Source organism: Caulobacter sp. FG7, assembly GCF_057808875.1.
In genome coordinates this window covers 1-25,810 of record NZ_JBMDIW010000001.1, presented here as the reverse complement: position 1 = coordinate 25,810, position 25,810 = coordinate 1, and the positions used below count along the sequence as shown (strand labels likewise).

The 25,810-nt window shown below is 70.2% G+C and carries 29 protein-coding genes, 1 tRNA gene and 2 pseudogenes; 13 read left to right on the top strand and 19 right to left on the bottom strand.

Annotation, left to right across the window (positions count from 1 at the left end):
* Positions 1-86: 86 nt before the first annotated feature.
* Positions 87-1,082, top strand: a complete 996-nt coding sequence (locus ACODR1_RS00160) for an XdhC family protein (RefSeq protein ID WP_488878642.1) — start codon at positions 87-89, stop codon at positions 1,080-1,082.
* A gap of 185 nt (positions 1,083-1,267) precedes the next feature.
* Here ACODR1_RS00160 and moaC read toward each other — a convergent pair whose 3' ends face one another.
* From moaC to moaA, 6 genes and pseudogenes are all read right to left on the bottom strand, one after another.
* Positions 1,268-1,735 (bottom strand): cyclic pyranopterin monophosphate synthase MoaC, encoded by a 468-nt coding sequence (gene moaC / locus ACODR1_RS00155; RefSeq protein WP_488878641.1) that lies wholly within the window; start codon positions 1,733-1,735, stop codon positions 1,268-1,270.
* Positions 1,736-1,748: 13 nt separating this feature from the next.
* The gene (moaB, locus tag ACODR1_RS00150; protein WP_488878640.1) at positions 1,749-2,297 is read right to left on the bottom strand and encodes a molybdenum cofactor biosynthesis protein B; all 549 of its coding nucleotides are present in this window, start codon (positions 2,295-2,297) and stop codon (positions 1,749-1,751) included.
* Positions 2,298-2,332: 35 nt separating this feature from the next.
* Positions 2,333-2,429 (bottom strand): annotated as a pseudogene (locus tag ACODR1_RS00145) (hypothetical protein); the annotation flags it as partial.
* Complete coding sequence (locus ACODR1_RS00140) at positions 2,425-2,865, bottom strand: molybdenum cofactor biosynthesis protein MoaE (RefSeq protein ID WP_488878639.1); 441 nt, start codon at positions 2,863-2,865, stop codon at positions 2,425-2,427. The gene ACODR1_RS00140 and the pseudogene ACODR1_RS00145, both read right to left, overlap by 5 nt.
* On the bottom strand, positions 2,862-3,101 hold the full coding sequence (locus tag ACODR1_RS00135; RefSeq protein WP_488878638.1) for a MoaD/ThiS family protein: 240 nt from the start codon (positions 3,099-3,101) through the stop codon (positions 2,862-2,864). Before ACODR1_RS00135 ends, ACODR1_RS00140 begins: the two co-directional genes overlap by 4 nt.
* Positions 3,102-3,104: 3 nt before the next feature.
* Positions 3,105-4,163, bottom strand: a complete 1,059-nt coding sequence (gene moaA / locus ACODR1_RS00130; protein WP_488878637.1) for a GTP 3',8-cyclase MoaA — start codon at positions 4,161-4,163, stop codon at positions 3,105-3,107.
* Here moaA and ACODR1_RS00125 point away from each other — a divergent pair.
* Positions 4,162-4,740, top strand: a complete 579-nt coding sequence (locus ACODR1_RS00125; RefSeq protein WP_488878636.1) for a nucleotidyltransferase family protein — start codon at positions 4,162-4,164, stop codon at positions 4,738-4,740. The genes moaA and ACODR1_RS00125 overlap by 2 nt on opposite strands.
* Here the strand turns inward: ACODR1_RS00125 and ACODR1_RS00120 are convergent.
* The 8 genes and pseudogenes from ACODR1_RS00120 to ACODR1_RS00085 all read right to left on the bottom strand — a co-directional run bounded on the left by ACODR1_RS00120 (position 4,737) and on the right by ACODR1_RS00085 (position 9,486).
* Positions 4,737-5,069 (bottom strand): hypothetical protein, encoded by a 333-nt coding sequence (locus ACODR1_RS00120; protein WP_488878635.1) that lies wholly within the window; start codon positions 5,067-5,069, stop codon positions 4,737-4,739. The genes ACODR1_RS00125 and ACODR1_RS00120 overlap by 4 nt on opposite strands.
* 183 nt (positions 5,070-5,252) lie before the next feature.
* A complete protein-coding gene (locus ACODR1_RS00115) occupies positions 5,253-5,468 on the bottom strand; it encodes a hypothetical protein (protein WP_101716100.1) in 216 nt (71 codons plus the stop codon).
* A 37-nt stretch (positions 5,469-5,505) separates the two neighbouring features.
* Entirely contained in the window at positions 5,506-5,859 is a 354-nt protein-coding gene (locus ACODR1_RS00110) for a hypothetical protein (RefSeq protein ID WP_488878634.1), read from the bottom strand.
* Between the two features lie 74 nt (positions 5,860-5,933).
* Positions 5,934-6,062 (bottom strand): hypothetical protein, encoded by a 129-nt coding sequence (locus ACODR1_RS00105; protein WP_276308897.1) that lies wholly within the window; start codon positions 6,060-6,062, stop codon positions 5,934-5,936.
* Between the two features lie 14 nt (positions 6,063-6,076).
* Entirely contained in the window at positions 6,077-6,352 is a 276-nt protein-coding gene (locus tag ACODR1_RS00100; protein ID WP_101716124.1) for a hypothetical protein, read from the bottom strand.
* A 148-nt stretch (positions 6,353-6,500) separates the two neighbouring features.
* Positions 6,501-6,677 (bottom strand): annotated as a pseudogene (locus ACODR1_RS00095) (response regulator transcription factor); the annotation flags it as partial.
* A gap of 74 nt (positions 6,678-6,751) precedes the next feature.
* Positions 6,752-8,920 carry a xanthine dehydrogenase family protein molybdopterin-binding subunit gene (locus ACODR1_RS00090; protein WP_488878633.1) on the bottom strand — a complete coding sequence of 723 codons (2,169 nt, stop codon included), beginning with the start codon at positions 8,918-8,920 and terminating at the stop codon, positions 6,752-6,754.
* The gene (locus ACODR1_RS00085) at positions 8,917-9,486 is read right to left on the bottom strand and encodes a (2Fe-2S)-binding protein (RefSeq protein ID WP_488878632.1); all 570 of its coding nucleotides are present in this window, start codon (positions 9,484-9,486) and stop codon (positions 8,917-8,919) included. The genes ACODR1_RS00090 and ACODR1_RS00085 overlap by 4 nt, the downstream gene beginning before the upstream one ends.
* Before the next feature lie 205 nt (positions 9,487-9,691).
* On the opposite strand from ACODR1_RS00085, the gene ACODR1_RS00080 reads away from it, so the two are divergent.
* The 3 genes from ACODR1_RS00080 to ACODR1_RS00070 all read left to right on the top strand — a co-directional run bounded on the left by ACODR1_RS00080 (position 9,692) and on the right by ACODR1_RS00070 (position 13,563).
* A complete protein-coding gene (locus ACODR1_RS00080; RefSeq protein WP_488878631.1) occupies positions 9,692-10,588 on the top strand; it encodes a precorrin-2 dehydrogenase/sirohydrochlorin ferrochelatase family protein in 897 nt (298 codons plus the stop codon).
* A gap of 445 nt (positions 10,589-11,033) precedes the next feature.
* Positions 11,034-12,626 carry a bifunctional phosphoribosylaminoimidazolecarboxamide formyltransferase/IMP cyclohydrolase gene (gene purH / locus ACODR1_RS00075; RefSeq protein ID WP_488878630.1) on the top strand — a complete coding sequence of 531 codons (1,593 nt, stop codon included), beginning with the start codon at positions 11,034-11,036 and terminating at the stop codon, positions 12,624-12,626.
* 163 nt (positions 12,627-12,789) lie between these two features.
* Positions 12,790-13,563: a dienelactone hydrolase family protein gene (locus tag ACODR1_RS00070; RefSeq protein ID WP_488878629.1), complete on the top strand. Its 774-nt coding sequence runs from the start codon at positions 12,790-12,792 to the stop codon at positions 13,561-13,563.
* 7 nt (positions 13,564-13,570) lie between these two features.
* Here the strand turns inward: ACODR1_RS00070 and ACODR1_RS00065 are convergent, their stop codons facing one another.
* From ACODR1_RS00065 to ACODR1_RS00055, 3 genes are all read right to left on the bottom strand, one after another.
* Positions 13,571-14,281: a CPBP family intramembrane glutamic endopeptidase, BDIM_20840 family gene (locus ACODR1_RS00065; RefSeq protein WP_488878628.1), complete on the bottom strand. Its 711-nt coding sequence runs from the start codon at positions 14,279-14,281 to the stop codon at positions 13,571-13,573.
* A gap of 57 nt (positions 14,282-14,338) precedes the next feature.
* Positions 14,339-15,415, bottom strand: a complete 1,077-nt coding sequence (locus ACODR1_RS00060; protein WP_488878627.1) for an AraC family transcriptional regulator — start codon at positions 15,413-15,415, stop codon at positions 14,339-14,341.
* 192 nt (positions 15,416-15,607) lie between these two features.
* Entirely contained in the window at positions 15,608-17,944 is a 2,337-nt protein-coding gene (locus tag ACODR1_RS00055; protein WP_488878626.1) for a TonB-dependent receptor, read from the bottom strand.
* 93 nt (positions 17,945-18,037) lie between these two features.
* On the opposite strand from ACODR1_RS00055, the gene ACODR1_RS00050 reads away from it, so the two are divergent.
* The 7 genes from ACODR1_RS00050 (at position 18,038) to ACODR1_RS00020 (ending at position 22,820) form a co-directional block, all read left to right on the top strand.
* Positions 18,038-19,090: an RluA family pseudouridine synthase gene (locus ACODR1_RS00050; RefSeq protein WP_488878625.1), complete on the top strand. Its 1,053-nt coding sequence runs from the start codon at positions 18,038-18,040 to the stop codon at positions 19,088-19,090.
* Between the two features lie 2 nt (positions 19,091-19,092).
* A complete protein-coding gene (locus ACODR1_RS00045) occupies positions 19,093-19,743 on the top strand; it encodes a hypothetical protein (RefSeq protein ID WP_488878624.1) in 651 nt (216 codons plus the stop codon).
* Positions 19,744-19,841: 98 nt separating this feature from the next.
* Positions 19,842-20,549: a hypothetical protein gene (locus ACODR1_RS00040; RefSeq protein WP_488878623.1), complete on the top strand. Its 708-nt coding sequence runs from the start codon at positions 19,842-19,844 to the stop codon at positions 20,547-20,549.
* 78 nt (positions 20,550-20,627) lie between these two features.
* Positions 20,628-21,467, top strand: a complete 840-nt coding sequence (locus ACODR1_RS00035) for an MBL fold metallo-hydrolase (RefSeq protein ID WP_488878622.1) — start codon at positions 20,628-20,630, stop codon at positions 21,465-21,467.
* Between the two features lie 69 nt (positions 21,468-21,536).
* Positions 21,537-21,956, top strand: a complete 420-nt coding sequence (locus tag ACODR1_RS00030; protein ID WP_488878621.1) for a PaaI family thioesterase — start codon at positions 21,537-21,539, stop codon at positions 21,954-21,956.
* Between the two features lie 136 nt (positions 21,957-22,092).
* Positions 22,093-22,182: transfer RNA gene (locus ACODR1_RS00025), tRNA-Ser, on the top strand.
* Between the two features lie 200 nt (positions 22,183-22,382).
* The gene (locus ACODR1_RS00020; RefSeq protein ID WP_488878620.1) at positions 22,383-22,820 is read left to right on the top strand and encodes a hypothetical protein; all 438 of its coding nucleotides are present in this window, start codon (positions 22,383-22,385) and stop codon (positions 22,818-22,820) included.
* Between the two features lies 1 nt (position 22,821).
* On the opposite strand, the gene ACODR1_RS00015 is transcribed toward ACODR1_RS00020, so the two are convergent.
* Positions 22,822-23,823, bottom strand: a complete 1,002-nt coding sequence (locus ACODR1_RS00015) for a LacI family DNA-binding transcriptional regulator (protein WP_488878619.1) — start codon at positions 23,821-23,823, stop codon at positions 22,822-22,824.
* Positions 23,824-24,114: 291 nt separating this feature from the next.
* Here ACODR1_RS00015 and ACODR1_RS00010 point away from each other — a divergent pair, with 291 nt between their 5' ends.
* Positions 24,115-25,308 (top strand): MFS transporter, encoded by a 1,194-nt coding sequence (locus tag ACODR1_RS00010; RefSeq protein WP_488878618.1) that lies wholly within the window; start codon positions 24,115-24,117, stop codon positions 25,306-25,308.
* A 158-nt stretch (positions 25,309-25,466) separates the two neighbouring features.
* Here the strand turns inward: ACODR1_RS00010 and ACODR1_RS00005 are convergent.
* A partial coding sequence (locus tag ACODR1_RS00005) for a PTS sugar transporter subunit IIB (RefSeq protein WP_488878617.1) occupies positions 25,467-25,810 on the bottom strand: 344 nt, incomplete at its 5' end.

Genomic DNA, 25,810 nt, shown 5'->3' with positions numbered 1-25,810 from the left:
GGATGAGCACCAATGTCGAGGAGCCTACGCGCCAAGGTTTGAAGAAGGCGTTTCTGGAACCTTGCCGAGGGGTTAAGATCGCGCCGATGGACCTTACCGATCCCGCCGCCCTTTCCGGCCCCGAATGGCCGATGCACGGCCTGGCCGACGACATGCGGCCGGCGCTCGAACAGGCCCTCGCGCAAGGCCCCGCGGCGCTGGCCACCATCACCGCCCTGGAGGGCGGCGGCCCGCGCCCGGTCGGCACGCAGATGGTTTTCGCGCAAGGCTTTGTGGCCGGCTTCCTGTCGGGCGGCTGCATCGAGAGCGACGTCGAACTGCACGCCCGCGAAGTGCTCGAGACGGGTCTTCCCAGGCGCCTCGTCTATGGCGAAGGCAGCCCCTGGCCGGACATCCGCCTGCTGTGCGGCGCCCGCATCGAGATCCTGGTCGAACGCCTTAACGTCGACGATGGCGCGTTGCGCGACCTTTTGACTCACGCCCGAAAAAGGCGCCCGGCCCTGTGGTTCACCGACGGGACGAAACGGGTCTGCGCGCCGGTCGGGGCGACGCCGGTTCCCTGGCCCGGGGTGTTCGTGCGCCGCTTCGATCCGGTCCCGCGCCTGGTGGTGATGGGCGGCGATCCGACCGCCCTGGCCCTGGCCAGCCTCGGCGTCCAGGCCGGGTTCGAGACCACGCTGGCGCGTCCCAAGGGCCCGATGGCCGCCCCGCCCCTGCCGGGCGTGCGCTATAGCCGCGAGGCGCCGAAGGTCGCCCTGGCCGCCGCCGGCCTCGACGCCTGGACCGCCGTGGCGGTGTGCAGCCACGACATGGCCCTGGACCACGAGGCTCTTCTAACCGCCTTGCCCTCGCCGGCGCCCTATGTCGGCCTGCTGGGGGCCCGGCGACGATTGTCGGAGCGTCTGTTCGCGCTGAAGGCCGACGGCCTGACGGAGCGGGACCTGGCCAAGCTGCGCGCGCCCATCGGCCTGGATCTCGGCGGCAAGGCGCCATTCGAGGTGGCCGTGGCGGTGATCGGCGAGATCATCGCCACGCGCAACGGGCAGCCGGCGCTGGAGAGGCGGGCGGAAGTCGCGCTCTAGGGGGCCCGCTTATCGCCGCCCCCTTTTTCGCTTTCCTGGGCCTTGTGCCCAGGACCCATGGTTCAGCCTGCTCAGACCTATCAAGCTTGATCCAGGTCTGAGCGGTCGCCGGCATGGGCCCTCGCCACAAGGGCGAGGGAAACAAGATAAGAAGCGGTCGCGGAGGAGCGGCGGCGGCGGCCCCGTTACGCCGTCCAATCCCCAGACTTCCCACCCGTCTTCTCCAGCAGCCGCACGGCCTCGATGACCATGCCCTTCTCGGCGGCCTTCAGCATGTCGTAGATGGTCAGGCAGGCCACCGAGACGGCGGTCAGGGCCTCCATCTCGACGCCGGTCGGACCAGTGGTCTTGACCCGCGCGGTGACCGACAGCCCGCCGTCGGCCGGTTCGACCTCGACCACCACCTTCGACAGCGCCAGCGGATGGCACAGCGGGATCAGGGATGACGTTTGCTTGGCCGCCATCACGCCGGCCAGTTCGGCCACGGCGCGCACGTCGCCCTTGCGGCCGGTTCCGGAGACGGCCAGGGCGAGGGTGTCGGGGCTCATCCGCACGAAGCCCTCCGCCACCGCCTCGCGGGCGGTCGCGGGCTTGTCGGAGACGTCGACCATGCGGGCGCGGCCCTGGTCGTCGATGTGGGTCAGCCTGCTCACTTTTCCAGAAGCCCTATCGTTCCAGAAGTCGAGGCATCAGCTCGACCATGTTGCAGGGCTTGTGTCGGCTGTCGAGCTGGGCGGCGATCACCTTGTCCCAGCCATCCTTCACCGCGCCGTTCGAGCCCGGCAGGCAGAACACGAACACCCCGTCGATGATCCCGGCCGTGGCCCGCGACTGCAGGGTCGACAGGCCCACCGTGGCGTAGGAGACGAGGTGGAACACCACCGCGAAACCGTCGATCACCTTGTCGAACAGCGGCTGCAGCGCCTCGACCGTGACGTCGCGGCCAGTCAGGCCCGTGCCGCCGGTGCTGACCACCGCATCGACCTGCCCGCTGTCGATCCAGCCGCGCACGGTGGCGCGAATCTTCTCGATATCGTCGCGCACCACCGCACGGCCGGCGAACTCGTGGCCGGCGGCCTTCACGCGCTCGATCAGGATCTGGCCAGAGGTGTCGGTGCTCTCGTCGCGGGTGTCGGAGACGGTCAGGATCGCCACCCGCACCGGCTTGAAGGGAAGCTCCGGCTTGATCCCGCCGCCGGGGGTGAGGCCTGACATGCGATCTCTCTCCTTGCCTTCGAACGTCCTGCGCGACGCCCTCGTCCTTCGACAGGCTCAGGGTGAGGGCGACAGCCAAGGTTCCTCATCCTGAGCCTGTCGAAGGACGAGGAACCGCTTCCACGGCCTAATCCCAACGCTGGGCGTCGGTCCTATCCTGAGCCGTCGGCTCGATCCAGCGCGCGCCGTCCGGCCCGTACTCCTTCTTCCAGAACGGCGCCCGGCTCTTGAGCCAGTCCATCAGGAAGTCGCACGCCTCGAAGGCGGCCCGGCGGTGCTTGGACGCCGCGGCCACGAACACCACCGCCTGCCCCGGCGCGATCTTTCCCACGCGATGGACGATGCGCCAGTCCTGCAGTTCGAACCGCGCGGCGGCGCCCTTCGCAAAGGCCTCGATCGCGCTTTCGGTGAAGCCGGGATAGGCCTCCAACTCCAGGATCGAGGCCTGCCCGCCCTCGGCGCGGGCCAAACCAACGAAGCTGGCCACCGCCCCGGTCTCGTCGCGGCCGGCGCAGAAATCGGTCAGCAGCGCGCCGGGCTCGAACGGCGCTTCGGTCAGGGTGATCATCCGCCGCTCATCGGCGGCAGGAAGGCGACCTCGGTGGCGCTCGCCAGCACGGCCTCGCCGCGCACCAGGGCCTTGTCGACGGCCACCTGCACGCCGGGCCCGGCGAGCGCTTCGGCGAGGTCGGCGTCGTCATTGGCGAGGCAGGCGCGCAGGGCGGCCAGGCTTTCCGCCGCCACCTCGCGCTCGCGCCAGCCGGCCTGGTCGGCCAGGCGTCCGAACAGCAGCACGCGGGCCATCGCCTAGCCTCCGGTCGTCGACATGTGGCGGGCCACCGCCGGACGCGGCGCGTCGACCTGGAAGTCGTGGCCCTTGGGCTTGGACCCGATCGCCGCGTGGATCGCCGCCACCAGCTCGCCGTCGGTCGCCCCGCCGCGCAGCACGGCCCGCAGGTCGCTGGCGTCGTCACGGCCAAGGCAGGTGTGCAGGGTGCCCGTGCAGGTCAGCCGCACGCGGTTGCAGGCCTCGCAGAAATTGTGGCTCAGCGGGGTGATGAACCCCAGCCGCCCGCCCGTCTCCTCGACCTTGGCGTAGCGGGCCGGACCGCCGGTGGCGTAGGCCAGGTCCGTCAGCGTCCAGTAGGACGACAGCTCGCGCCGCACGTCGCGCAGCGACAGGAACTGGTCGGTGCGGTCCTCGTCGATCTCGCCCAGCGGCATGGTCTCGATCAGGGTCATGTCGCAACCGCGGGCGTGGGTCCACTGGATCAGTTGCGGCAGCTCGGCGGCGTTGTCGCGCTTGAGCGCCACGGCGTTGATCTTGACCTGGATGCCGGCCGCCAGGGCCGCGTCGATCCCGCCGACCACCTTGGCCACGTCGCCGCCACGAGTCAGCCGCCGGAAGAGGTCGGGCTTGAGGGTGTCGAGCGAGACGTTGATCCGCTTCACGCCCAAGTCCGCCAGCCGCTGCGCGTGCTGGGCCAGCTGGGTGCCGTTGGTGGTCAGGGTCAGTTCGTCCAGCGCGCCGCTCTTCAGGTGACGCGAGAGGCTCTCGACCAGCTCCATGATCCCCTTGCGCACCAGAGGCTCGCCGCCGGTGAGCCGCAGCTTGCGCACGCCAAGCCCCACGAAGGTCGTGGCCAGGCGGTCAAGCTCCTCAAGCGTCAGCACCTCCGCCTTGGGCAGGAAGGTCATGTGCTCGGCCATGCAGTAGACGCAACGCAGGTCGCAGCGGTCGGTGACCGAAACGCGCAGATAGGTCACCGCGCGGCCAAAGCCGTCGATCAGTCGGGGGCTGTCGTCAGGGGACGTCATATCCGCCATAGAATAGGCCTCCGAAGGCGTCGCGGAAAGGGATCGCATGCGACTGGAGGCCATCGTCCTGGCGGCTGGCGCGGGAACACGCTTCGGCGGCGGCAAGCTGCTTGCCCACTATCGCGATCGACCCCTGCTGGACCACGCCCTGGACGCGGCCCTGGCGGCCCCGGTCGAACGGGTGACGGTGGTGATCCGGCCCGGCGACACGGCAGTGGCGGCCTTGGTCGCCGCCCGTCCCGATCCGCGCCTGCGCCCGCTGCTCTCCCCCGACGCCGCCGAAGGCCTGGGCGCCTCGCTGCGGTCCGGGGTCGCGGCGCTGGATCCGGCCTGCGACGGCGTCTTCGTGTTCCTGGGCGACATGCCGGGCGTCCCCCACGACCTGGCGGGCGCCCTGGCGGCGCGGCTGGTCGAAGGCGTCAAGATCGTCGCCCCGACCCATGCCGGTCGGCGCGGCCACCCCGTGCTGTTCTCGCGCGACTGCCTTGCCGCCCTGCGCGCGCTCGGCGGCGATCGCGGCGCCCAGGGCCTGATGACCGAGGCGGGCGAGGCCCTCGCCCTGGTCCCCACCAACGCATCCGGCGTGCTGTTCGACGTCGACCGGCGCGAGGACCTGACGGACTAGACGCCCTCGTCCCCGACCCGACGCTGCTCGCGCCAATGCCGCCAGACGGCCACCGCCAGCATGGCCAGGATGCCGTAGCTCCAGACCGCCAGGCTCAGCTTGTAGGTGTTGATGGTCACGCGATGGTCGATGACCGTGGCCAGATGCGAGGCCACGCCCAGCATCTGGAACGCCGCCACCACCACCGTCCACAGCCGGCGTGACGACAGCGAGACCCAGACGAACAGAGCGGCGATCACCCCGTCGACCAGCATCAGGCCGATATCGGCGAAGCGCGCGCTGTTGCGAAAGACGATCAGCGAGACGACCCATCCGCCCAGCGTGATCATGCCAACGCGCCGCGCGGGCTTGTCCCCGAACCGTATGGCCAGACCGCAGACGACGATCGCCACGCCGAAGGAAATCAAGGCTTGTATCAAAGGAGGCCCCCGGACTCGCGGGGGCAACATGACGCAAGTCGGGCCCGGATCAAGCGCGATCCGAGCCCGTGCTCACTTCAGGGGCGACGCGCCCTAGTGGTGCGTCAGCCGGCCTTCGCCGAGGATCCGACGGACCTCGTCGATCACGACCAGGGCGCCTTCGGCGTCGTTGGCCTCTTCCATGGCGATCAGCCTGTGCATGAGTGCGGTCAACACCCGCTTTTGGATCGGGCAGAGGTCGCGCAGGCAGCGGCCGAACTCGGCGGCTTCATCGATCGCCGGCTGAAGCGCGGCGAGAACGGCGGTCATGGATTGGCTCCAGAATTGAGAGGGGGACGGCCGCGGACTACGCGGCGCGGGCGCCGTCGATGGCGCGCAGGCCGATAGTCCGCGGCGTATCGCCGTCCTCGGACTTGCCCATGTCGCCGATGGCCAGGGCGCCGCAGCCGATCTGGGCGCGGACCTCGGCGAGATCGCCGTGCGCCTTCACGATCGTCCGACGGGCGGAAAGGATGTGGTTCAGGGTGTCGCCGAGGGTCTCGATGGCTTCCTGGCCGATCACGGCCGACAGCTGAGCATCGAGCCGCAGGGAGGGCAGCAGGCCCACCAGCTCGGCGGTTTCGCGCAGGGCCGCATCGATGGCGGCTTCGGCGCGCTTCAGTTTCTCGGCCCCAGCACGGGCCGCGTCGCTGCGTTTCATGCAAGACTCTCCCACTCGCGCGGGAGCCCCCCGCACGTTCAAGGCAATTTGATTGTTGGAAAGCTGGTCGCCGGTCAGTGCGCCGGCGGTGTGCTCCAGCCCTCGCGGAACCGCTGGAGGGCGAAGAGGAATTCATGGGCTCCCATGGTCACCACGCTGAGCAGCACGCCGGCCGCCAGGGCAGAAACCAGGATCAGGCCCATCCATTGGGCGGGAGTCAGGTCATGGCGCCAACCTCCCCGCGTTCGGACCGGATCGGGCTGTCGTCCGACAGGAAGGCCGTCGCCGCGAGAACTCGCAGCAGCAGCTTCGAAGGAGGATCGCCAGCCGCCTGCGCCTTGCGCAGCGCCGAGACCGTTTCCGGCACCAGGCGCTCCCGCTCGGGGGTGCCCGCCATCAGGGTCAGGCCCTCTTCCAGCGATTTCCAGCTCGCGATGAAGAAGGCCGAACCGGGAGCGCCCGAAGGCCTCGTCTTGGGTGAGTTGTCGTTCATGGCCATGGCCGCTCCCGCTGTTGAAGTCAGGAGAGACCGGCTCGGGCTCGACGGCTAGGTCTGGCGATTGCCTACGGTAGTCATTACCGGGGTCCCAATTACCGGGGGCCTGCTCCCAGGCCACGAAGGCCAGGGCGGCGTCGCGGCGCGGCATGCCGGCCAGGCGCCGACGGGCGCTGAGCACATGCATCTCGACGGTCTTGGGCGACAGGCTGAGCAGGCGCGCGATTTCCTTCGAGCGCTGATGCTGGGCGATCAGGCGCAGGATCTCTCGCTCACGGGGCGTGAGTTTCTCGAAACCAAGGCTGTCGGCAGGCTCGACCATGGCGCTAAGATGGTCCTAGCACAGCCTCTCGTCCAGCGGTCCGACGTCAATTCCGGTCGCGCCAAGGTTAACGTTCAGACAGACCGGACGAAGGGGAGCCTGGCGGCAGCCTGGCCCGACAGCGCCAGCAGGGCGTTGGCGACCGCCGGGGCGATCACCGGCGTGCCCGGCTCGCCCACGCCGGTGGGCGGCGCGGTGGACGGAACGATGTGGGTTTCCACGCTCGGCGCCTCGCCGATCCGCAGCACGCGATAGGTGTCGAAATTGCTCTGGTCGACCGCCCCGTCGGTGAGGGTGATCTCGCCGTAGAGCGCCGCCGACAGGCCATAGCAGGTTCCGCCTTCCATCTGGGCGGCGATCTGGTCGGGCGAGACGGCCGTGCCGCAGTCGATGGCGGTGACCACCCGGCCGACCCTGGGCGCGCCGTCCACCAGCTTGACCTCGGCGACCTGGGCGACGACCGAGCCGAAGCTTTCGTGCACCGCCACGCCGCGCGTCCAGCCCGCCGAAGCAGTCGGCCCGGCCTTCTCGACCGCCAGATCCAGCGCCGCCAGGTGGCGGTTGGCGCCGGCCTTGGCGTAAAGCGCGCGACGGTACTCGACCGGGTCCTTGCCGGCCTTGCGAGCCAGTTGGTCGATGGTGTGCTCCATGACGAAGGCGGTGTGGGTGGCCCCCACCGAGCGCCACCACAGCACCGGCACGCCGACCTCGGGAAAGGCGACCTGGGCGTCGACGACGGGCGTGGCCTTCAGATAGGGCGAGTCCATCGCCCCCTCGACGGCGGTCTGGTCGACGCCCTTCGAGGGCATCGGCGAGTCCTTCATGATCGACTGGCTGACGACGCGGTGGCGCCAGGTCGCGGGCAGGCCGTCCTTGTCCAGCGTGACCCGCACGGCATGGACCACCAGCGGGCGATAGTGGCCGGCGCGCATGTCGTCCTCACGGGTCCAGACCAGCTTCACCGGCTTGCCGCCTCCCACCTTCTTGGCCACGTGCACGCACTCGGCCACGTAGTCGGAGGTGAAGGTCGCCCGCCGCCCGAACGAGCCGCCGGCGAACAGGGTCTCGATCTCGACCGAGCCCGGCAGGGTCCCGACGATCTTGGCCGCGTTCAGCTGGTCCAGGGTCTGGCCCTGCGAGCCGTGCACCAGCTTGACCGAATTGCCGTCGACGATCGCCACGCAGTTCATCGGCTCCATGGTGGCGTGGGCCAGATAGGGGAACTCGTAGACCGCCTCGAAGGCGTCCGATCCTCCGGCCGCCTGGGCCGCGTCGCCCTTGGACCCGAACGGCTCCCACTTCTGGTCTGCCGGACCCTTGCCCGTGGCGAGGTCGCGGAAGGCCGCGGCGATCTGCGCCGAGCCCCGTTTCTCGGCCTTGGCCTCGTCCCAGCGCACGGTCAGCGCCTCACGGCCGAGGCGCGCGGCCCAGGTGGAGCTGGCCACCACCGCCACGCCGGTGGGGATCTCGAACACGTCGACCACCCCGGCGACCTTCCTGGCCGCGTCGGCGTCGAAGCTCTCGACCTTGGCCCCGAACTTCGGCGCATGGGCGACCATGGCCGTCAGCATCTCGGGCAGATGGACGTCCTGAGTGTAGCGGGCAGTCCCGTCGCTCTTGGCTTGCGCGTCCTTGCGGCGCACGCGGTCTGTGCCGATCAGGGTGAAGGTCTTGGGGTCCTTCAGCACCGGACTGGCCGGCGGCGTCGCCTTGGCGGCGTCGGCCATCAGATCGGCGAAGGCGGCGCTCTTGCCCGAGGCGTGGGTCAGCACCCCGTCCTTGACGACGATCTCGCCGGCCGGGACGTTCCAGCGGTTGGCGGCGGCCTCGACGAACATCGCCCGCGCGCCGGCCCCGGCCTTGCGCAGCTGCTCCCAGCTGTTGGAGATCGCCGAGCTGCCGCCGGTCAGCTGCGCGCCCAGGGCGCCGTTGCCGTAGAGCTTGGCGTTGGCCGGCGACTGCTCGACGCGGACCTTGGTCCAGTCGGCGTCCAGCTCCTCGGCGACGATCGCCGCCAGGCCCGCGTGATTGCCCTGGCCGAACTCGATGTGCTTGGAGATCACCGTGACGAAGCCGTCAGGCTCGAAGCGGATGAAGGGGCCGAACGCCCCGACCTCGACCTTGGAGCCGGCGCTCATCAGGTCGGCCGGCGAGCAGCCCACCGCCAGCGCTCCGCCGACGACCACCGCCCCGACCACCACCTCGCGACGGCTGAAGCCTTCCTTGCCCACCAGCTTGTTCATCGCACCTCTCCGCGCTGGACCCGAGAGGTGGCGCCCGCCGCCGCCGCGACCGCCTCGTCGACGGCGGCCTCGACCTCGGCCTGCTTGGCGGCCGGCGGCGCGGCGACCACCGGAGCGGCGGCGCTGCTCGCGGCCTCCTTGATCGCCGCCCGGATCCGCTGATAGGCGCCGCAGCGGCAGATATTCCCGCCCATGGCCGCGTCGATGTCCTCGTCGCTGGGCGCCTTGGTCGCCGCCAGCAGCGCCGCGGCCGACATGATCTGGCCCGACTGGCAGTAGCCGCACTGCGGCACGTCCAGCCTGACCCAGGCCTGCTGCAGCGGATGGGCGCCGCCCAGGCCCTCGATAGTGGTGATCTTCGCGCCGGAAAGGGCGGCGATCGGGGTGACGCAGGACCGCACCGGGTCGCCGTTCACATGCACCGTGCAGGCCCCGCACTGGGCCAGGCCGCAGCCGAACTTCGTGCCCGTCAGGCCCAGTTCGTCGCGCAGCACCCACAGGAGCGGCGTGTCCGGCTCGGCCTGCACCGACACCGTCTTGCCGTTGACGTCCAAGCTCGCCGCCATGCGTCGTCTCCTGCCCTCGAAATCGGAGCTAACACCGTTCTCCCGAAGCTCCGCCAGTGAAATTTAACGCCGTCAGGATGGCCTCGGCTCCAGTTCCTCGACGCCTGTTGCGCGAAAAGGCTCACGCTCGCGGCCGACGCGCCCTAGCCTTGAACCTCGACCTGCGGGGCCTCGACCCGCGCGCCCCACGCCAGAGGACCCCGCCTTGGACTCCTTTCCCGCCTACTTCCCCCTCGCCGGCCGCAAGGTGGTGATCGCCGGAACCGGCGAAGGCGCCGAAGCCAAGGCCCGGCTGTTCGACGGCTCGCCCGCCACCCTGGTGCGCCTCGACGGCCACGCCGCCTTCCTGCCCGGCTCCTATTCGGGCGCGGTGCTGGCGTTCGTCTCCAGCGCCGACGAGGTGTTCGCCCAGGCGGCGGCCCGCGCGGCGCGCGCCGCCGGGGTGCTGGTCAATGTCGTCGACAAGCCCGACATGTGCGACTTCAACACCCCCGCCGTCATCGACCGCGGCGAGGTGGTGGCCGCCGTCGGCACTGGCGGCGCGGCCCCCGTGCTGGCCACCATGCTGCGCTCCGACATCGAGGCCCAGGTGCCCGAGGGCGCCGGCCGCGTGGCCGCCCTGATGCGCAACTTCCAGAGCGAGGTGCGCGGCGCCCTGCCCACCCTGCACGAACGCCGGGCCTTCCTGCGCGAAGCCCTCTCGGGCGAGGCGGCCCAGGCGGCCATGACCGGCGACATGGAAAAGGCCGGCGCCCTGTTCCGCGAGGCCCTGGCCAAGAGCGTGAAGAAGGAGGGCAAGGTGCGCTTCGTGGCCGGCAAGGGCCCCGCCGACCTTCTGACCCTGCGCGCCGTGCGGGCCCTGTCGGCCGCCGACGTGCTGGTCATCGACGAGGCCGCCGATCCCGAAGTCGTCACCATGGCCCGCCGCGACGCCCACCGCCTGCCCGTGGCCGAGGCGACCGCGCAGCACCTGATCGAACTGGCCAAGAGCGGCCGCCAGGTCGTGCGACTGGTGGCCGCCCCGGTCGAGGCGGCCGACATCCAGGCGCTGGCGGCGGCGGGCGTGGCGGTCGAAGTGCTGCTGACCGCGCCGAGCGGCTGACGGCGTCCCCCTCAGTCGCTCCGCGACGGCTCCCCCAGAGGGGGAGCATCTTAGCGGGCGCCGCGCTTCAGAGATCCTCCCCCTCTGGGGGAGGTGGCCCAGAGGGCCGGAGGGGGGACGTTTTCAGCTGCCGCCGACCAGGGCCGATTGCCCACCAAATCCCCCCACCGATCGCTTCGCGATCGCCTCCCCCAAAGGGGGAGGTTCCCTCAACCACCACGCCGCATTGACTCCCCGACGCCCCTCCGTATGTTCCGCGCCGTTCGAGTGACTGGCGTTGAAGGTGGGTGACCACCGGGGAGCTCGAGACGGTGCGCTTTCATTAGAAAGCGCACTCGGCAAAGAAGCTTGCGAGCGGACGCAAAACCGGCGTCCACTTTTGCTGCTCGCAAGCCCGCCGCGCGCCTGGGCTCCTTTCTGATCGCAACCAGACCCGGAGTCCCCCGTGCCCGCCGCCCCCGACTATCCGTCCGCCCCCGATCTCGTCGCCCCCAAGCGCGCCCTGCTGTCGGTCTCCGACAAGACCGGCCTCGTCGAAGCGGCCAAGGTCCTGCACGAGGCGGGCGTCGAGCTGGTCTCGACCGGCGGCACCAAGGCGGCCATCGCCGCGGCCGGCCTGCCGGTGAAGGACGTGTCGGACCTGACCGGCTTCCCCGAGATGATGGACGGCCGGGTCAAGACCCTGCACCCCATCGTCCACGGCGGCCTGCTGGGCGTTCGGGATGCGCCCGAACATGCGAAAGCCATGGCCGACCACGGCATCGGCGGCATCGATATCCTCTATGTGAACCTCTATCCGTTCGAAGCCACCGTCGCGAAGGGCGGCTCGTACGAAGAGTGCGTCGAGAACATCGACATCGGCGGCCCGGCCATGATCCGCTCGGCGGCCAAGAACCACGGCTACGTTTCGGTCTGCACCGACCCTTCCGACCTGGCCGAAGTGCTGGAAGCCCTGAAGGCGGCCGGCGGCACGTCTCTGGCCCTGCGCAAGACCCTGGCCGCCCGCGCCTACGCCCGCACGGCGGCCTATGACGCGGCGATCTCGGCCTGGTTCGCCCAGCAGCTGGGCCAGGACTTCCCGGCCCGCAAGTCGATCGCCGGCGAGCTGCGCCAGACCATGCGCTATGGCGAGAACCCGCACCAGAAGGCGGCGTTCTACACCTTCCCCAATCCCCGCGTCGGCGTGGCCACGGCCAGGCAGCTGCAGGGCAAGGAACTTTCCTACAACAACATCAACGACACCGATGCCGCCTTCGAGCTGATCGCCGAGTTCGACCCGGCGCAAGGCCCGGCCGTCGCCATCATCAAGCACGCCAACCCCTGCGGCGTGGCCCTGGGCGCCACCCAGCGCGAGGCCTATGAGCGGGCTCTCGCCTGCGACCCCACCTCGGCCTTCGGCGGCATCGTCGCCACCAACACCCGCCTGACCCGCGAGGCCGCCGAGGCCATGGTCGAGATCTTCACCGAGGTGGTGATCGCCCCGGAAGCCGACGACGACGCCGTCGCCGTGTTCGCCACCAAGAAGAACCTGCGCCTGCTCGTCACCGGCGGCCTGCCCGACCCGCTGTCGACCGGCGACACCTTCAAGAGTGTTGCCGGCGGCTTCCTCGTGCAGTCGCGCGACGACGCGCGGATCAAGGCGAGCGACCTGAAGATCGTCACCAAGCGCCAGCCGACGGACGAAGAGATCCGCGACATGCTGTTCGCCTTCCAGATCGGCAAGCACGTCAAGTCGAACGCCATCGTCTACGCCCGCGCCGGCCAGACCCTGGGCGTCGGCGCCGGCCAGATGAACCGCAAGGACAGCGCCCGGATCGCCGCCCTTCGGGCAGCTGATTTTGGCCTGGATCTCGGTGGGTGCGCCTGCGCCTCGGAGGCCTTCTTCCCGTTCGCCGACGGCCTGATCCAGGCGGCTGAAGCGGGCGCCACGGCGATCATCCAGCCGGGCGGCTCGATGCGCGACGCCGAGGTCATCGAGGCCGCCGACAAGCTCGGCCTCACTATGGCCTTCACCGGCGTGCGAGTGTTCCGCCACTAACTCGCGTCACGAGATCCTCGCCCCCTCGGGCCGCGCCTGCGCGGCGCGCCCAAGGACAAGCTTCGACAAGCTCAGGGTGAGGATCTCGACCGACGGGCCGCAACCATCGTCCTCATCCCGAGCCCGTCGAAGGACGAGGACGACGCACGGAGTTCGACCTCGCATGGACAGCACAGCCTGGGGAGCCAAGGTCGTCGCGCGCTCGCGGGTGTTCAAGCCCGCGGGGCTGGGCCCCTTCCCCGTCGCGCTGATCCTGCATGGCTGCGGGGGCAAGACCCCGTTCCTGGAGACCTATGCCGAGGTCGCGGTGAAGGCCGGCTATGCGGCCATCGTGCTCGACTCCTTCAAGCCGCGCGGCATGAGCACGCTGGATGGCAAGCTGTTCGTCTGCACCCTGATGACCCTGCATGGGGCCAAGCGCGCGGCCGACATCTTCGGGACCCTGGCCTGGCTGAAGACGCAAGGCTGGGCCCGGGCCGACCAGGTGTTCCTGGCCGGCTGGAGCCACGGCGCCTGGTCGATCATGGACGCCTACGCCGCCGGAACCTCGGCCCCCAGCGCCACCGGCCTGGCCGACGCCGACGCGGTCGCCCTGCGCAAGCAGGTGAAGGGCGCGCTGCTGGTCTATCCGTATGCGGCCTATCCCTCGATGACCAGCCGACGCGGCTGGGGCCCGGGCGCTCCGCCGGTGTGGTCGGTGCTGGGCCAGAAGGACGGGGTGGTCGGCTGGCGCTTCCCCAAGAAGGCGCTCGACCGCCTAACCGCCGACGGCGTGAAGGTGGACCTGAAGCTCTATCCCGACGCCACCCACGCCTTCGACGACGACAAGGCCAACGACCCGCGGGCCATCTACCGCCCCGACCTCTTCCAGGAGGTGCAGGACTATTTCGGCGCGGCCCTGAAGGCGGTCGCCCCCTCCAGGCCAGCCTTCGCCTGAGCCTGCCTCACACCACCAGCATCACCGCGTTGCCGAAGTTGTGCAGCAGCACTGGCAAGAGCACGCTGCCGGTCCGCAGCCGCAGCCACACCGCGATCAGCGACGGCAGGGCGGTCAGGGCCATGGTCAGCGCGTCGAACGAAAAGCCGTCGCGGCCATAGCCGAAGGCGTGCGCCAGGCCGAACAGGGCGCACGACAGGATCGCGCCCCAGCCGAACGTGATCCCGCCCAACTTCCACGGCGTTCCGAACGCGCGATCGAGCGCCAGCAGCAGCAGGCCGCGATAGAACATCTCCTCCTCCAGCCCCGGCATGGTCAGTTGAAAGGCGATGGTTTCGGCCGAGGCCGGCTCGTTCGGAAAGACCAAGGCCAGCGCCAGGAACAGGCCGACATAGAGTCCCGCCACCGGCAGGGCGGTCTTCAGGCTTGCCTTGTTCTGGGTCAGGGTCAGGCCGCAACGCTTCCAGCCCAGCAGGGCGACGACGACCAGAGTGGCGGCCAGGGCCAGGAGCTTGCCCTGCCAGTTCCAGCCGCTGGCCGGCAGCAGCTGGGGCAGCAGGCCATAGCCGCGCGTCAGCAGGGCGTCATTGAGCAAAACAAACCCCGCCGCCGCCAACAGCGAGCGCCAGTCGACGCCGCCGCGACGCACGAGGGCGATCGCGCCGCCGGCCGCCAGCAGCATCGCCACGATCGCCAGGATGGATATGAAGCCGTTCATGCCTGTTCCCCGAAACTTGGTCCCGGCGCTCTAGGGGCGCCCGCTGGCTTCGGCTCCTCAGAAGGCGGCGGAGCGTTCCTCAAAACCCGGTGAAACCGCCTGCGCCGTCCGCCAGGCGCTGGGCGAGACGCCTTCGGTCGCCAGGAACACGCGGTTGAACGAGGCCAGCGAGGCGAAGCCCGCATCGTGGGCGATGGCGATCAGCTTGTCGTCGGCGCGGGCCGGATCGGCCAGCAGCCGACGCGCCTCGTCCATCCGCTGGGCGTTGAGGAAGGCCCGGAAATGGTCGTGGCCCAGCCGGTGATTGACGAAGCGGCGCACGGTGCGCTCGGGCGCGCCCATCGCCCGCACGAAGCCGGCGAAGGTCAGGTCGGGATCCAGGTGGATGCGCTCGACCTCGACCAGGGTCTTCAGGCGCTGGGCCAGCCGCGCCTCGACCGGATCCTCGGGCGCGGGAGCCGCCGAGGCAGGGGCCGGCGCCGCGCCCAGCGGACGCACCTCGACACGCAGCACCAGGCTCGCCAGCCAGGCGGCGAAGGCCAGCAGGGCCAGGTTCTGGACGATGGAGAAACCTAGCGGCCGCCAGTCGAGGCCCATCACCAGGTCGACGATCAGGTCGGCCAGCAGTTGTCCGGCCATCAGCGCCACCACCCAGATCCGCGCGGCGCGGCGGCCTTCCACCAGGTCGCCCTCGCGGTCGCCGATCACCCGCACGGCCAGGTGGCCGACCATGCCAAGCCCCATGCCGACCAACAGCCACGACAGCCCCCGCTCGGCCAGGGCTGCACCGAACACGCCCCGGTCGGCGCTGGCCACGAGGATCCAGGCGACGCCGCCGGCCAGCACCGCCCCGCGCGGCTTGAAACCCGGATCGAAGGCCGCCAGGCAGAACCACCAGAGAAAGGCGGCCGCATAGCCGCTCAGCAGATGCGCCACCGCCCCCGCCAGACCGGCCAGGCGCAGCGCCGCGTCAGGCGTGTTGCCGGCCAGGAACCCCGCCAGGCACAGCGCCAGCGGCCCGAAGCTCGCCGCCAGCCGCCGCCCCTTGGGATCGCGCGCCAGCAACGCCGCCAGCCCCAGCAGAAGCGCCGCGCCGGCGATGCGCACGATGACGTCGAGTTGGCGCGGATCCATGGCCGAGGTCTAGCCGAGGAAGGGCGAGCTAGGCGAGGGGTCAACGAACCTCCCCCCGTGGGGGAGGCGGCCGAAGGCCGGTGGGGGGTCGTTCTCAGCTTTCGAGGGAGTTGCCGATTTCCCGGAAACTCCCCCCTCCGATCGCTACGCGATCACCTCCCCCACAGGGGGAGGTCCCTCGCAAGACGCCCCCTACCGCTTGATCGACACCGACACGCCCATGAAGCGCGGTTCGCCGGCGATGAAGGTGGGGATGCCGAAGGCGTCGCCGGTGTTGCCGGCGTCCTTGATGTAGTCCTGTTCCAGCACGTTGGTGACGAAGGCCCCGAAGGTCAGCGCGCTGTCCTTGGGCTGGTAGGTCAGGCGCAGGTTCAGGAGGCCGTAGGCCTTCTGCTTCTCGTCCTGAACCGTGTCCTTGATCACGCCGGTGGTGGTCTGCAGGGCGGCGATGTCGTTGTTGTTGTCGAAGAACATCTCCGACTGCCAGGTGTAGGTCGGGATCAGGGTGAAGCGGCCCACGCCGGTGTCGAAGCCGGCCTTCACGCCGATCGAGGCCTGGTGGTCGGGCGACAGGCGGAAGTGATTGCCGTCGAACAGGCCGTTGCCGAAGCGGGCGTGGCTGTAGCCGTAGGTGGCGAAGACCAGGAAGTCCTTCGTCGCCTGGAAGTTCACCTGGCCCTCGAAGCCGGTGGCCTTGGCCTCGCCTGCGTTCAGCGGGATCACCTGGCCCGCGTCGGTGCGCTGGCTGGTCTGGAAGTTCTCGTAGTCGTAGCGGTAGATCGCGCCTTCCAGGGTCAGGCGACGGTCCAGCAAGGCGGTCTTGGCGCCGGCCTCGTAGGAGGTGACCTCCTCGGCCGCCACCTCGCGGAAGGTCGCCGCCGCGCCGGGCGCGCCGTTGCTGCCGGCCAGCACCTTGGGCCGGCGGCCGGTCGAGACCGAGCCGTAGAGGCTGACGTTGTCGGCCGCCTTGTAGCGGGCCACCAGGCGGTAGGTGACGCCGTTGTCGGTGAAGTCCTGGTATTGCGCCTTGCCGTTCAGGGTGGGCTGCACGATCAGGCCGCGCTGGGCGCCGGTCTGGGCCAGCATGATGATCGACGGACCGCTCATCGTGGCGCCGTAGCCGCTGGTCTTGTCGTCGTAGGTGTAGCGCGCGCCGGCGGTCAGCTCGAGGCGGTCGGTGGCCTTGAAGGTGACGTCGCCGAACACGTCGTAGGAATTGGTCTCGCCGTAGTTGGTATATTCCTCGCGGCGGGCCGACGGCAGGGCCGCCAGCGCCGGCAGCACGTTGATCACCGACATCGGCAGGGCGTTGGGGATCGGCAGCTGGCCGGTCAGGAAGAGGCCGGCGACCTTCTCGTTGATCAGCATCGGCACGCGCTGGCTGCCGTCTTCCCAGAACCAGCTGGCGCCGCCGAAGGCGGTGATGCGGCCGCCGGCGTCGTAGTTGAGGCGGAATTCCTGGCTGGCCGACTTGCCCTGCGCGTCTTCGGCGAAGGTCAGCATCGGCAGCGAGAAGCCGTCCGGATCGAACACTTCCTCGCCGGTGAAGTAGCGATAGGCCGAGGTCGAGTTCAGCGTGAACTTGTCGTTGAGCCTGTAGCTGGCCAGGGCCGTCAGGCTCCACAGGCGACGGTTCAGACCCAGTTCCTGGTTGTTCTCGAAGCCCTCGACGGTCGACAGCGCCGCGCCGGAATTGCGCCCCCGGTCGCCGAGCACCGCGCCGGTCTGCGGGTTGGTCGGGGCGTAGGTCAGCGACTTGAACGAGGTGCCCGACGGATTGTCCTGCTGATAGTTGTAGAGGACGTCCAGCTTGAAGCGGTCGCCCGGGTCGTAGGCGATGGCCACGCGCACGGCCTGGGTGTCGGTGGAGTTGAAGTCCTCGCCGCCCAGCAGGTTCTCGACATAGCCGTCGCGCTTCTTGGAGCGGGCGGCCACGCGCACCGCCAGGGAGTCGCCGATCGGCACGTTCACCATGCCCTCGATCAGGGCGTAGCCGTTGTCGCCGCCCTCGAACTTCAGGTTGGCGGCCGCCTCGTGCCTGGCCTTGGCCTGGATGATGTTGACCGCGCCGATCAGGGCGCCGCGACCATAGAGGGTCGACTGCGGGCCCTTGGCGATCTCGACGCGCTCCAGGTCGAAGAGCTCGACATAGGAGCCGCGCGACTTCGAGATCGAGACGCCGTCCTGGTAGACCGACACGCGCGGCTCGGTGGTGGCCTCGCCGCTGTCGGACGTGATGCCGCGCATCACGAAGCCGGGGTTGTTCGGCGACTGGTTCTGCACGTCGAAGCCAGGCACGAACTGGCCCAGCTCCTCGAACTCCTGCAGGCCCAGCGCCTCGAGGGTTTCGCCCGAATAGGCGGTCAGGGCGATCGGCACGTCCAGCACGCTCTGCTCGCGCTTCTGGGCGGTGACCACCACCTCCTGCACCTCGATCGAGGGCGGGGCGTCGGCGGCGAAGGCCTGGCCGGCGATCATCAGGGCCAGCAGGCTGGTTCCGGCGAGCGAGGTGGTGCGGATGGCGCGCATGGACTATTCCCCTCCAACAACTGTACGAGGCCTCGCCCCTAGGGAGCGGCCGTGTCGCCCACGCGACGGGGTTGTGAAGGAGCCGTGAAACCCTTGGCCGACGCCGACGACGAGATCGAGGACCTGCTGGACGCCCCCGACGACGCAGGGGCCGCCGATATGGCGGGCGAGCGCCGCCTGCAAGGCCGGCTCGACGCAGACCTCGTCGGCCAGCGACTCGACAAGGCGCTGGCCGTGCTGTTCGACGAACTCTCCCGGGCCCGGCTCCAGGCCCTGATGGCCGAGGGGCGCGTCTTCCGCCTCGGGGCGGACGGCCAGCCGCAAGCGGTGACCAACGGATCGGCCAAGGCCCAGGCCGGCGACTACTTGGTGGTCGAGCCGCCGCCGGCGCCGGCCATTCCCGAGCCCGAGGCCATCCCACTCAGCGTGCTCTATGAAGACGCCCACCTGATCGTGGTCGACAAGCCGGCCGGCATGGCCGTGCACCCGGCCCCCGGCAGCGAGACCGGCACCCTGGTCAACGCCCTGCTGCACCACTGCGGCGACAGCCTGTCGGGCGTCGGCGGCGTGGCCCGGCCGGGCATCGTTCACCGCCTCGACAAGGAGACCTCCGGCGTCATGGTCGCGGCCAAGAGCGACGCGGCCCATCGCGGCCTGTCGGCCCTGTTCGCCACGCACGACATCGACCGCATGTACGTGGCCCTGGTGCGCGGTGCGCCGCATCCGTCGTCGGGCACGATCGAAACGCGCCTGGGCCGCTCGCCGCACGACCGCAAGAAGATGGCGGTGCTGAAGAGCGGCGGCCGCGAGGCGGTCACCCACTACAAGGTCGAGCGCACCTTCGGCGGCGAAGGCGCAAAGCCGCAGGCCGCGCGGGTGTCCTGCCGGCTGGAGACCGGCCGCACCCACCAGATCCGCGTGCACATGGCCAGCAAGGGCTCGCCCTGCCTGGGCGATCCCGTCTACGGCGCCGGCGCGCCCGCCGCCCCGGTCAAGGCCATCCTGGTCGAGACCGGCTTTTCCCGCCAGGCCCTGCACGCGGCCCTGCTGGGCTTCGTCCATCCGGTGACGGGAGAGGCCCTGCGCTTCGAGACCCCCCTGCCCGCCGACATGGCCGCGGTCGAGATCGGGCTGGAGGCGCTCTAGCCGTGCCCTGGGACAAGGACCTCGACAGGCTGCGGGGCATCGCCGCCACGCTGGGCGACAAGCCGGCCTGGCGCGGCTTCGCCGACTACTGCGCAAAGCGCGGCGCTGGCGTTCGACCAGCCGCGATGACCGCGCTGGAGACCTTTCTGGACGAGGCGGCAGGCTGGACCGACGACGAGCGGCTGGTCTTCGCCCGCTGGCTGCTGCCACAGAGCCAAAGCTTCATGGGCCAACATCTGATCCTGCCCCAGCCGCTGTACGAGCGGCTGGTCAAGCCCGCCGTCCGCGCCTGGAGCGTCCAGGCGCCCCATTCGGCCGAGCCGCGCCTGTGGCTGGGCCTGCTGCGCTGTGACGATCCCTGCGCCCACCTTGAGGCCGCCCTGGCCCTGGATCCCGGCTGCGATCTCGCCAAGCGGACGCTGGTCAACTGGATCCTGGCCGACATCGACGACAACCAGCACCACATGCCCGAATTCTACATCCACGACCCCCGCCAGGATCTGGTCGCCCTGGATCGCGTCGCGGCTCTGGCCGGCGGCGCCGAAGACGGGACCTGGAAGGCGGACGTGCTGGCCGAGGTCCCGTCGTTGCGCACCGTCGCCGAGCGCTGGCTATCGGGTCACCCGGACGAAGGCGACTTCGCATCCCATTGACCCGCCGACAGCGCTTGGCGGCCTTGCGCCCGCGTAACATTCGCGCCCTAATTCAGCTTCGCCGCCCGCGTATCGGTTGAGGGTTGGAGATCCGTCACATGCTGTTCGCCGCCCGTCTCGTCACGCCCTTCTCGCTTGGCCTCGCCCTGCTGGCCGCGCCCGTGCTGGCGCTCGCCGCCGGCGCCGACGACGAGGTGGTGGCCACCGCCAAGACGACGTCGAGCCCCGCCCAGGCCGCGGCCGCGCCAGCGCCGGCCACGCCCGAGACCACCCGCCCCCTGACCACCCAGGAGCAGATCGACGCCTGGCTGAAGGCCTCGCCGGTCAAGACGACCGCCCAGGACGGCCCGCTGAACCTGTCGCGCGACGACGACGCCGGCCCGATCAAGCGCAAGGTCCACGGCAGCGTCGAGGTCGGCGTCGGCACCGGCGGCTATCGCCACATGTCGGCCAGCGCCCTGTTCCCGGTCGGCGAGACCGGCACGCTGGGCGTCGCCGTCTCGCAGACCGAGTTCGGAAAGAACGGCCGCTGGGGCTATGGCTACGACGACTTCGGCTACGGCGGTCCCGGCTATGGCGGCCTGGGCTACGGCGGGATCGGCTACGGCGGCTATGGCTACGGCCCCTACGCCCGTGGCGGCAAGAGCCAGTCGGTCGCCGTGTCGCTCGACATGTCGGGCCGCGGCGCATCGGCCGAGCGCTGCGTCGACGGCCTGCGCGCCGACGACGGCCGCTATGTGGAACCGCTGTGGGCCACCCAGATGCGCGGCTCCCAGCGGCCCTGCGACATCGACGCCCGTCGCTGATCAGACGATTGCGGCGTTCGCCGAAGCTTAACGGCTTGCCGTCATGGTGCCCGCAAACGGGGACCTTCAGGCGTAAGCATGCAGCCGGAAATCACAGCGTACCACCACGCCGCCAGCGGGCGCGTGACCTATCTCGTCTCTGATCCGGCGACCCTGCTCTGCGCCATCGTCGATCCGGTGCTGGACTTCGATCCGGCCACCGGCGAGACCTCGACCGCCTTCGTCGACGCCATCATCGCCGACATTCGCGAGAAGGACCTGGGCCCGACCTGGATCCTCGAGACCGCCGTCCACACCGGCCACCTGTCGGCCGCCGGCCACCTGAAGTACGAGACCGGGGCCTCGGTCGCCATCGGCGCCCAGGTGCTGGAAAGCCTGCAACGCCTCGTGCCGGCCCTCGGCGCCGAGGGCGTCGACCTCGAAGGCTGGGACTTCGACAAGCTGGCCCGCGAGGACGACGAGCCGCTGATCATGGGCGGGATCGAGTTCCACCCCATCGCCCTCTCCGGCCGCCTGCCCGGCGCCGTGGCCTATAAGGCCGGCGACGTGGTCTTCGTCGGCGACGCCCTCCTGCCGACCGGCCTGCCGGCCAGCGACGCCCCCGGCGCCGACGCCGCCGGCCTGTTCACCGACGCCCGCAGGCTGCTGGCCCTGCCCGACGACGTGCGGGTGCTGTCCAGCTGGGCGGGCGCCGACCCGGCCGCCGCCGACACCACCGTCGCCGCCCAGAAGGCCGCCAATCCCGACGCCGGCGACGGCGTGGCGCAAGCCGAGTTCGTGGCCCGCCGCGCCGGCGAGACCGCCGAGCCTTCGGCCCTGACCCTCGCCGCCCTCGACGTGGCGGTGCGTTCGGGCAAGCTGCCCGCGCCGGACGCGGACGGCGTGCGCTTTCCGCCGCGGAACATTCGTTCTCTTTAAAAACGCACTTGCCACGACGGTCGCCGGCGCGCCTAATGCTTCGCACGTGAAGTATCAGGAGCCGCCCCCATGGCCGACGACCAGAGCGCCAACCTCACCGCCGTCCAGGCCGGCAGCCTGCCCGACCACCTGGGACTGCAATGGCAGGAGGCCAAGCCCGGCCTGGTGCGCGGCCGCTTCGACGTCGCCCGCCACCACATGGCCCCCAACGGCTTCCTGCACGCCGCCGCCGTGATCGCGCTCGCCGACTCGGCCAGCGGCTATGGCTGCGTCGTCTCGCTGCCCGAGGGCGCGACCGGCTTCACCACGATCGAGCTGAAGTCGAACTTCCTGGGCACGGCCCGCGACGGCGGCGTGGCCTGCGAGGCCAAACTCGTGCACGGCGGCCGCAACACCCAGGTCTGGGACGCCGTCGTCACGGCCGAAGGCAGCGGAAAAACCATCGCTCTTTTCCGCTGCACCCAGATGATTTTGTACCCGAAGGCCTGAGCCGCGACGGAGGCTCGCGGCCCGCCGCAAGAAAAGACGAAAAAGCGCGCCGTAGCCTCTTGCGCTCTTCCGGCGTCGCGGATAGGTATCCCGCCCTCACTCAAGACCGGCCCAAAGCTGGTCACGAAGACCCCCTGGAGAGGTGGCAGAGTGGTCGAATGTACCGCACTCGAAATGCGGCGTGCCTGGAAGGGCACCGTGGGTTCGAATCCCACCCTCTCCGCCATTACCCCCTGAAAAACTAGACCTGATCGACCGGCTTGCGCCGACGTCGACACCGTCCATGCGCCCATTCGTCACATAAACTCAGCGCCAATATTCCACGCTGACCATAGCGCGCAGACTTTCCTTCTTTGAAGGAGGCTGGCAGGCGTGCCTCTCGCCGGACATCGCCCAACAGGACGCCATCGATGGATCATCCCGTCGATGCTCCTGGCTATGCTCGTCGCTCTTGGAGCCTGGACGGCCGATATTGCCCGCCGCGAGAAAGCAGCCAAGGCCGTACGCGAACTCCCGCCTGGCGTTGAGCAGGCCTGGAACGGCTATATCGACGCTCAGGTCGATCACGCCATTCGCCGCCATGGCGACGTGATTGTCGTTTACGGCGTCGCTGACGCCCGGCAATTCGTATCCCGCTCCGAGCAGTTTCAGATCCTGTGCCCGACCGGCATGGCGATCATTTCCTTCGGAGAAGGCGACGCGCCCGCCCTGGCCATGATCCATGGATACGGGAACCATCGCGCTCCCGCGCTTGGGGTGCATTCCGAAAGCGTGGCCGCACGGGTCTTGTGGGATCACCTGTGTGACCGCCTCACTTCTCGGGTGGAGGCCATCGTGACCGGCGCCGAAGCGCCGACCTCCTAGCCTAGCCCCGTCGCGTGCTCTCGCGCTCGACCAGCCGCGACGGCACCGTGCGCGCCACGCAGGTCGCGCCGGCTTGAAGGTCGAGCAGCTCCATCGCCACCGCCACATGGGCCTCGACGTCCTGGTCGAACGAGGTCAGGCGGTAGGGGGCCCATTCGGCCATGTCGAGATTGTCGTAGCCGATCACCTGCACGTCGCGCGGCGCGGTCAGAGCGAAATCCTCGCGCAGCACGTCGATGACCCCGAAGGCGGCCAGGTCGTTGGCGCAGAACAGGGCGTCAGGGCGATCGGCGCCGCCGAACAGGTCCCGCGCCGCCCGGGCGCCGCTGGCGTAGTCGTAGCCGCCGCCCGCCCGCATCGCCGGCGGCAGGCCAAGCTTCGCCAGGCCATGGGCGAAACCGGCCTCGCGGGCGACCTGGGCCGGACTGTCGGCGGGACCGGCCACGAAGCCGAAGCGCCGCCCTCCCCGCTCGCTCAGCAGCCGCGCAGCCGCGACCCCGGCGGCGAAGTTGTCGGACGACACCGAGCGGATCCAGTCGCCCGCCAGGTCCGAGTTCAGGGTGACGATCGGGATGCGCAGCTTCGACAGCTGGTCGGCGGCGCCTTGCGAGGTCAGGGCCAGGGCCGACACCACGGCGTCGACGCGATAGCCGGCCAGCTGGTCGACCACCCCGTCAAGAATGCGGTCGCTGTCGACGCGCACCAGCATCATCTGCCGGCCGGCCGCCGTCAGGGCCTTGGAGAAAGCCTCCAGCGTCATCGCGAAATAGGGATTGTAGAAGCCGCCGACCACGACGGCGACGATGCCCGAGCGGTTGGTCTGTAGGATCTTTGGCAACAGGTTGGGCCGATAGCCCAGGGCCTGCGCCGCCTCCAGGATCCTGGCGCGCGTGGCCTGCGCGATCCGGGCGCCCGGCGTGAAGGCGCGCGACACCGCAGACTGCGACACCCCCGCCGCCCTGGCCACGTCGGTCGACGACGGCGGCCGCCAGTTTCCGCTCATGCGGCGATCCCTCGCACCCTTTTCCCCAAAGCGCCGGCCTTGCCGGAGCTTTGGGTTATTGCATGCGCATTCTCTTCACGCGAACCGGCGGCCACTTCGCTCGAAAATGCTTTCGCGCCGGAGTCTTTAGAGGGTTGCGTTCGGAATGGCGAGTGAATAGCTATGCACACACTCGATCAACCGCAGCGCGGCTCCTAACCGCGCGCCGTCCCCGCCGGGCTTTCGCGTCCGGGCGGGCGATAGGCGCGTGCGCGACCGGCTTCGCCGCTTTCCGCCCCAGCAAGGTCCGCCATGAGCGTCCCCGCCCGCCGCGCCGCGCCCTCCGCCGCGCTCGTCCAACTGGCCCTGGCGCTTGGCGGCTTCGCCATCGGCACCACCGAGTTCGCCTCGATGAGCCTGCTGCCCGACTTCGCCCGCGCCCTGGGCGTCGACGAGCCGACCGCCGGCCACGCCATCAGCGCCTATGCTTTGGGCGTCGTCGTCGGCGCGCCGGTGATCGCGGTGCTGGCGGCCAAGATCGCGCGGCGCACCCTGCTGGTCGGGCTGATGGTGCTGTTCGCCATCGGCAACGGCCTGTCGGCCCTGTCGCCGACCTTCGAGACCATGGTGATCTTCCGCTTCCTCAGCGGCCTGCCGCACGGGGCCTATTTCGGCGTCGCGGCCCTGGTCGCCGCCTCACTGGCGCCGCCCGACAAGCGGGCCTCGGCCGTGGCGCGGGTGATGATCGGCCTGACGGTGGCCACCATCGTCGGCGTGCCCCTGGCCAACGCCGTGGGCCAATGGATCGGCTGGCGCTGGGGCTTCGTCATCGTCTCGGCCCTGGCGACCCTGACCGCCGTCTCGGTGTTCCTGCTGGCCCCGCGCGAGCCCGCGCCCAAGGACGCCAGCCCCCTGCGCGAGCTGTCGGCCCTGGCCAGCCGCCGCGTCTGGCTGACCCTGGGCATCGGCGCTATCGGCTTTGGCGGCATGTTCGCCGTCTACACCTATCTCGCCTCGACCCTGGTCGAGGTCACCCACGCCTCGCCCTCCGCCCTGCCGCTGGTGCTGATGGTGTTCGGTCTGGGCATGACCGCCGGCACCCTGGTCTGCGCCTGGGCCGCCGACCGCGCCCTGATGCCGGCCGTCGGCGCCATCCTGCTGTGGAGCGTCGCCTCGCTGGCCCTCTATCCGATGGCCGTGGGCAGCCTGTGGACCCTGGTCCCGGTGGTGTTCCTGATCGGCTGCGGCGGCGGCCTGGGCGCCGCCCTGCAGACCCGCCTTATGGACGTGGCCGGCGAGGCCCAGACCCTGGCGGCGGCGCTGAACCACTCGGCCTTCAACACCGCCAATGCGCTGGGCCCCTGGCTCGCCGGCATGGCCGTCTCGGCCGGCTTCGGCTGGCGCTCGACCGGCTGGGTCGGCTGCGCCCTGGCGGCCGGCGGCTTCGTGATCTGGGCGATCGCCGTCTGGGACGACCGCCGCGAGCGGGCGCTGGCCGCGGCTTAAGGCGCTCGCCCAGGCTATCCCCATCTCGTTTCCCTCGCCCCTGTGGCGAGGGCCCATGCCGGCGACCGCTCAGACCTCGATCAAGCTCGAAAGGTCTGAGCGGGCTGAGCCATGGGTCCTGGGCACAGGGCCCAGGAAAGCAATGAAGGGATCGAGCGCTAAACGGTCGCCTTTTCACCCAGCGCCCGGGCCACCGCCTCGGCGTGCGGGCCGAGCACCAGGTGCACGACGGGTCCGTCGAGGCTGACGAGGGCGCGCACGCCGGCGGCCTTCAGCGCGGCTTCGTCCAGCTTGGCGGGGTCGGCCAATTCCAGGCGCAGGCGGCTGGAGCAGGCGCTGACGGCGAGGATATTGGCCTTGCCGCCGAGGCCGGGCAGCAGGGCCTTGGCCGCTTTCGGGGCCATCTTCGGATCAGCCGCCCTTACCGGCGCGGTCGCCACGACGACAGGCGCTGCGCCCCCTGCCCCGACGGCGGCGCGGATCTCGCCGGCGACGGTGTCGG

What these genes read in the sequence shown, in the direction of transcription:
- ACODR1_RS00160 (WP_488878642.1), top strand. Translation starts at nt 87, where the DNA reads ATGGACCTTACCGATCCCGCCGCCCTTTCCGGCCCCGAATGGCCGATG.
- moaB (WP_488878640.1), bottom strand. Translation starts at nt 2,297, where the DNA reads ATGTCAGGCCTCACCCCCGGCGGCGGGATCAAGCCGGAGCTTCCCTTC.
- ACODR1_RS00140 (WP_488878639.1), bottom strand. Translation starts at nt 2,865, where the DNA reads ATGATCACCCTGACCGAAGCGCCGTTCGAGCCCGGCGCGCTGCTGACC.
- ACODR1_RS00135 (WP_488878638.1), bottom strand. Translation starts at nt 3,101, where the DNA reads ATGGCCCGCGTGCTGCTGTTCGGACGCCTGGCCGACCAGGCCGGCTGG.
- ACODR1_RS00125 (WP_488878636.1), top strand. Translation starts at nt 4,162, where the DNA reads ATGCGACTGGAGGCCATCGTCCTGGCGGCTGGCGCGGGAACACGCTTC.
- moaA (WP_488878637.1), bottom strand. Translation starts at nt 4,163, where the DNA reads ATGCGATCCCTTTCCGCGACGCCTTCGGAGGCCTATTCTATGGCGGAT.
- ACODR1_RS00120 (WP_488878635.1), bottom strand. Translation starts at nt 5,069, where the DNA reads ATGATCACGCTGGGCGGATGGGTCGTCTCGCTGATCGTCTTTCGCAAC.
- ACODR1_RS00115 (WP_101716100.1), bottom strand. Translation starts at nt 5,468, where the DNA reads ATGACCGCCGTTCTCGCCGCGCTTCAGCCGGCGATCGATGAAGCCGCC.
- ACODR1_RS00110 (WP_488878634.1), bottom strand. Translation starts at nt 5,859, where the DNA reads ATGAAACGCAGCGACGCGGCCCGTGCTGGGGCCGAGAAACTGAAGCGC.
- ACODR1_RS00105 (WP_276308897.1), bottom strand. Translation starts at nt 6,062, where the DNA reads ATGGGCCTGATCCTGGTTTCTGCCCTGGCGGCCGGCGTGCTGCTCAGC.
- ACODR1_RS00100 (WP_101716124.1), bottom strand. Translation starts at nt 6,352, where the DNA reads ATGAACGACAACTCACCCAAGACGAGGCCTTCGGGCGCTCCCGGTTCG.
- ACODR1_RS00090 (WP_488878633.1), bottom strand. Translation starts at nt 8,920, where the DNA reads ATGAACAAGCTGGTGGGCAAGGAAGGCTTCAGCCGTCGCGAGGTGGTG.
- ACODR1_RS00085 (WP_488878632.1), bottom strand. Translation starts at nt 9,486, where the DNA reads ATGGCGGCGAGCTTGGACGTCAACGGCAAGACGGTGTCGGTGCAGGCC.
- ACODR1_RS00070 (WP_488878629.1), top strand. Translation starts at nt 12,790, where the DNA reads ATGGACAGCACAGCCTGGGGAGCCAAGGTCGTCGCGCGCTCGCGGGTG.
- ACODR1_RS00065 (WP_488878628.1), bottom strand. Translation starts at nt 14,281, where the DNA reads ATGAACGGCTTCATATCCATCCTGGCGATCGTGGCGATGCTGCTGGCG.
- ACODR1_RS00060 (WP_488878627.1), bottom strand. Translation starts at nt 15,415, where the DNA reads ATGGATCCGCGCCAACTCGACGTCATCGTGCGCATCGCCGGCGCGGCG.
- ACODR1_RS00055 (WP_488878626.1), bottom strand. Translation starts at nt 17,944, where the DNA reads ATGCGCGCCATCCGCACCACCTCGCTCGCCGGAACCAGCCTGCTGGCC.
- ACODR1_RS00040 (WP_488878623.1), top strand. Translation starts at nt 19,842, where the DNA reads ATGCTGTTCGCCGCCCGTCTCGTCACGCCCTTCTCGCTTGGCCTCGCC.
- ACODR1_RS00035 (WP_488878622.1), top strand. Translation starts at nt 20,628, where the DNA reads ATGCAGCCGGAAATCACAGCGTACCACCACGCCGCCAGCGGGCGCGTG.
- ACODR1_RS00030 (WP_488878621.1), top strand. Translation starts at nt 21,537, where the DNA reads ATGGCCGACGACCAGAGCGCCAACCTCACCGCCGTCCAGGCCGGCAGC.
- ACODR1_RS00020 (WP_488878620.1), top strand. Translation starts at nt 22,383, where the DNA reads ATGCTCCTGGCTATGCTCGTCGCTCTTGGAGCCTGGACGGCCGATATT.
- ACODR1_RS00015 (WP_488878619.1), bottom strand. Translation starts at nt 23,823, where the DNA reads ATGAGCGGAAACTGGCGGCCGCCGTCGTCGACCGACGTGGCCAGGGCG.
- ACODR1_RS00010 (WP_488878618.1), top strand. Translation starts at nt 24,115, where the DNA reads ATGAGCGTCCCCGCCCGCCGCGCCGCGCCCTCCGCCGCGCTCGTCCAA.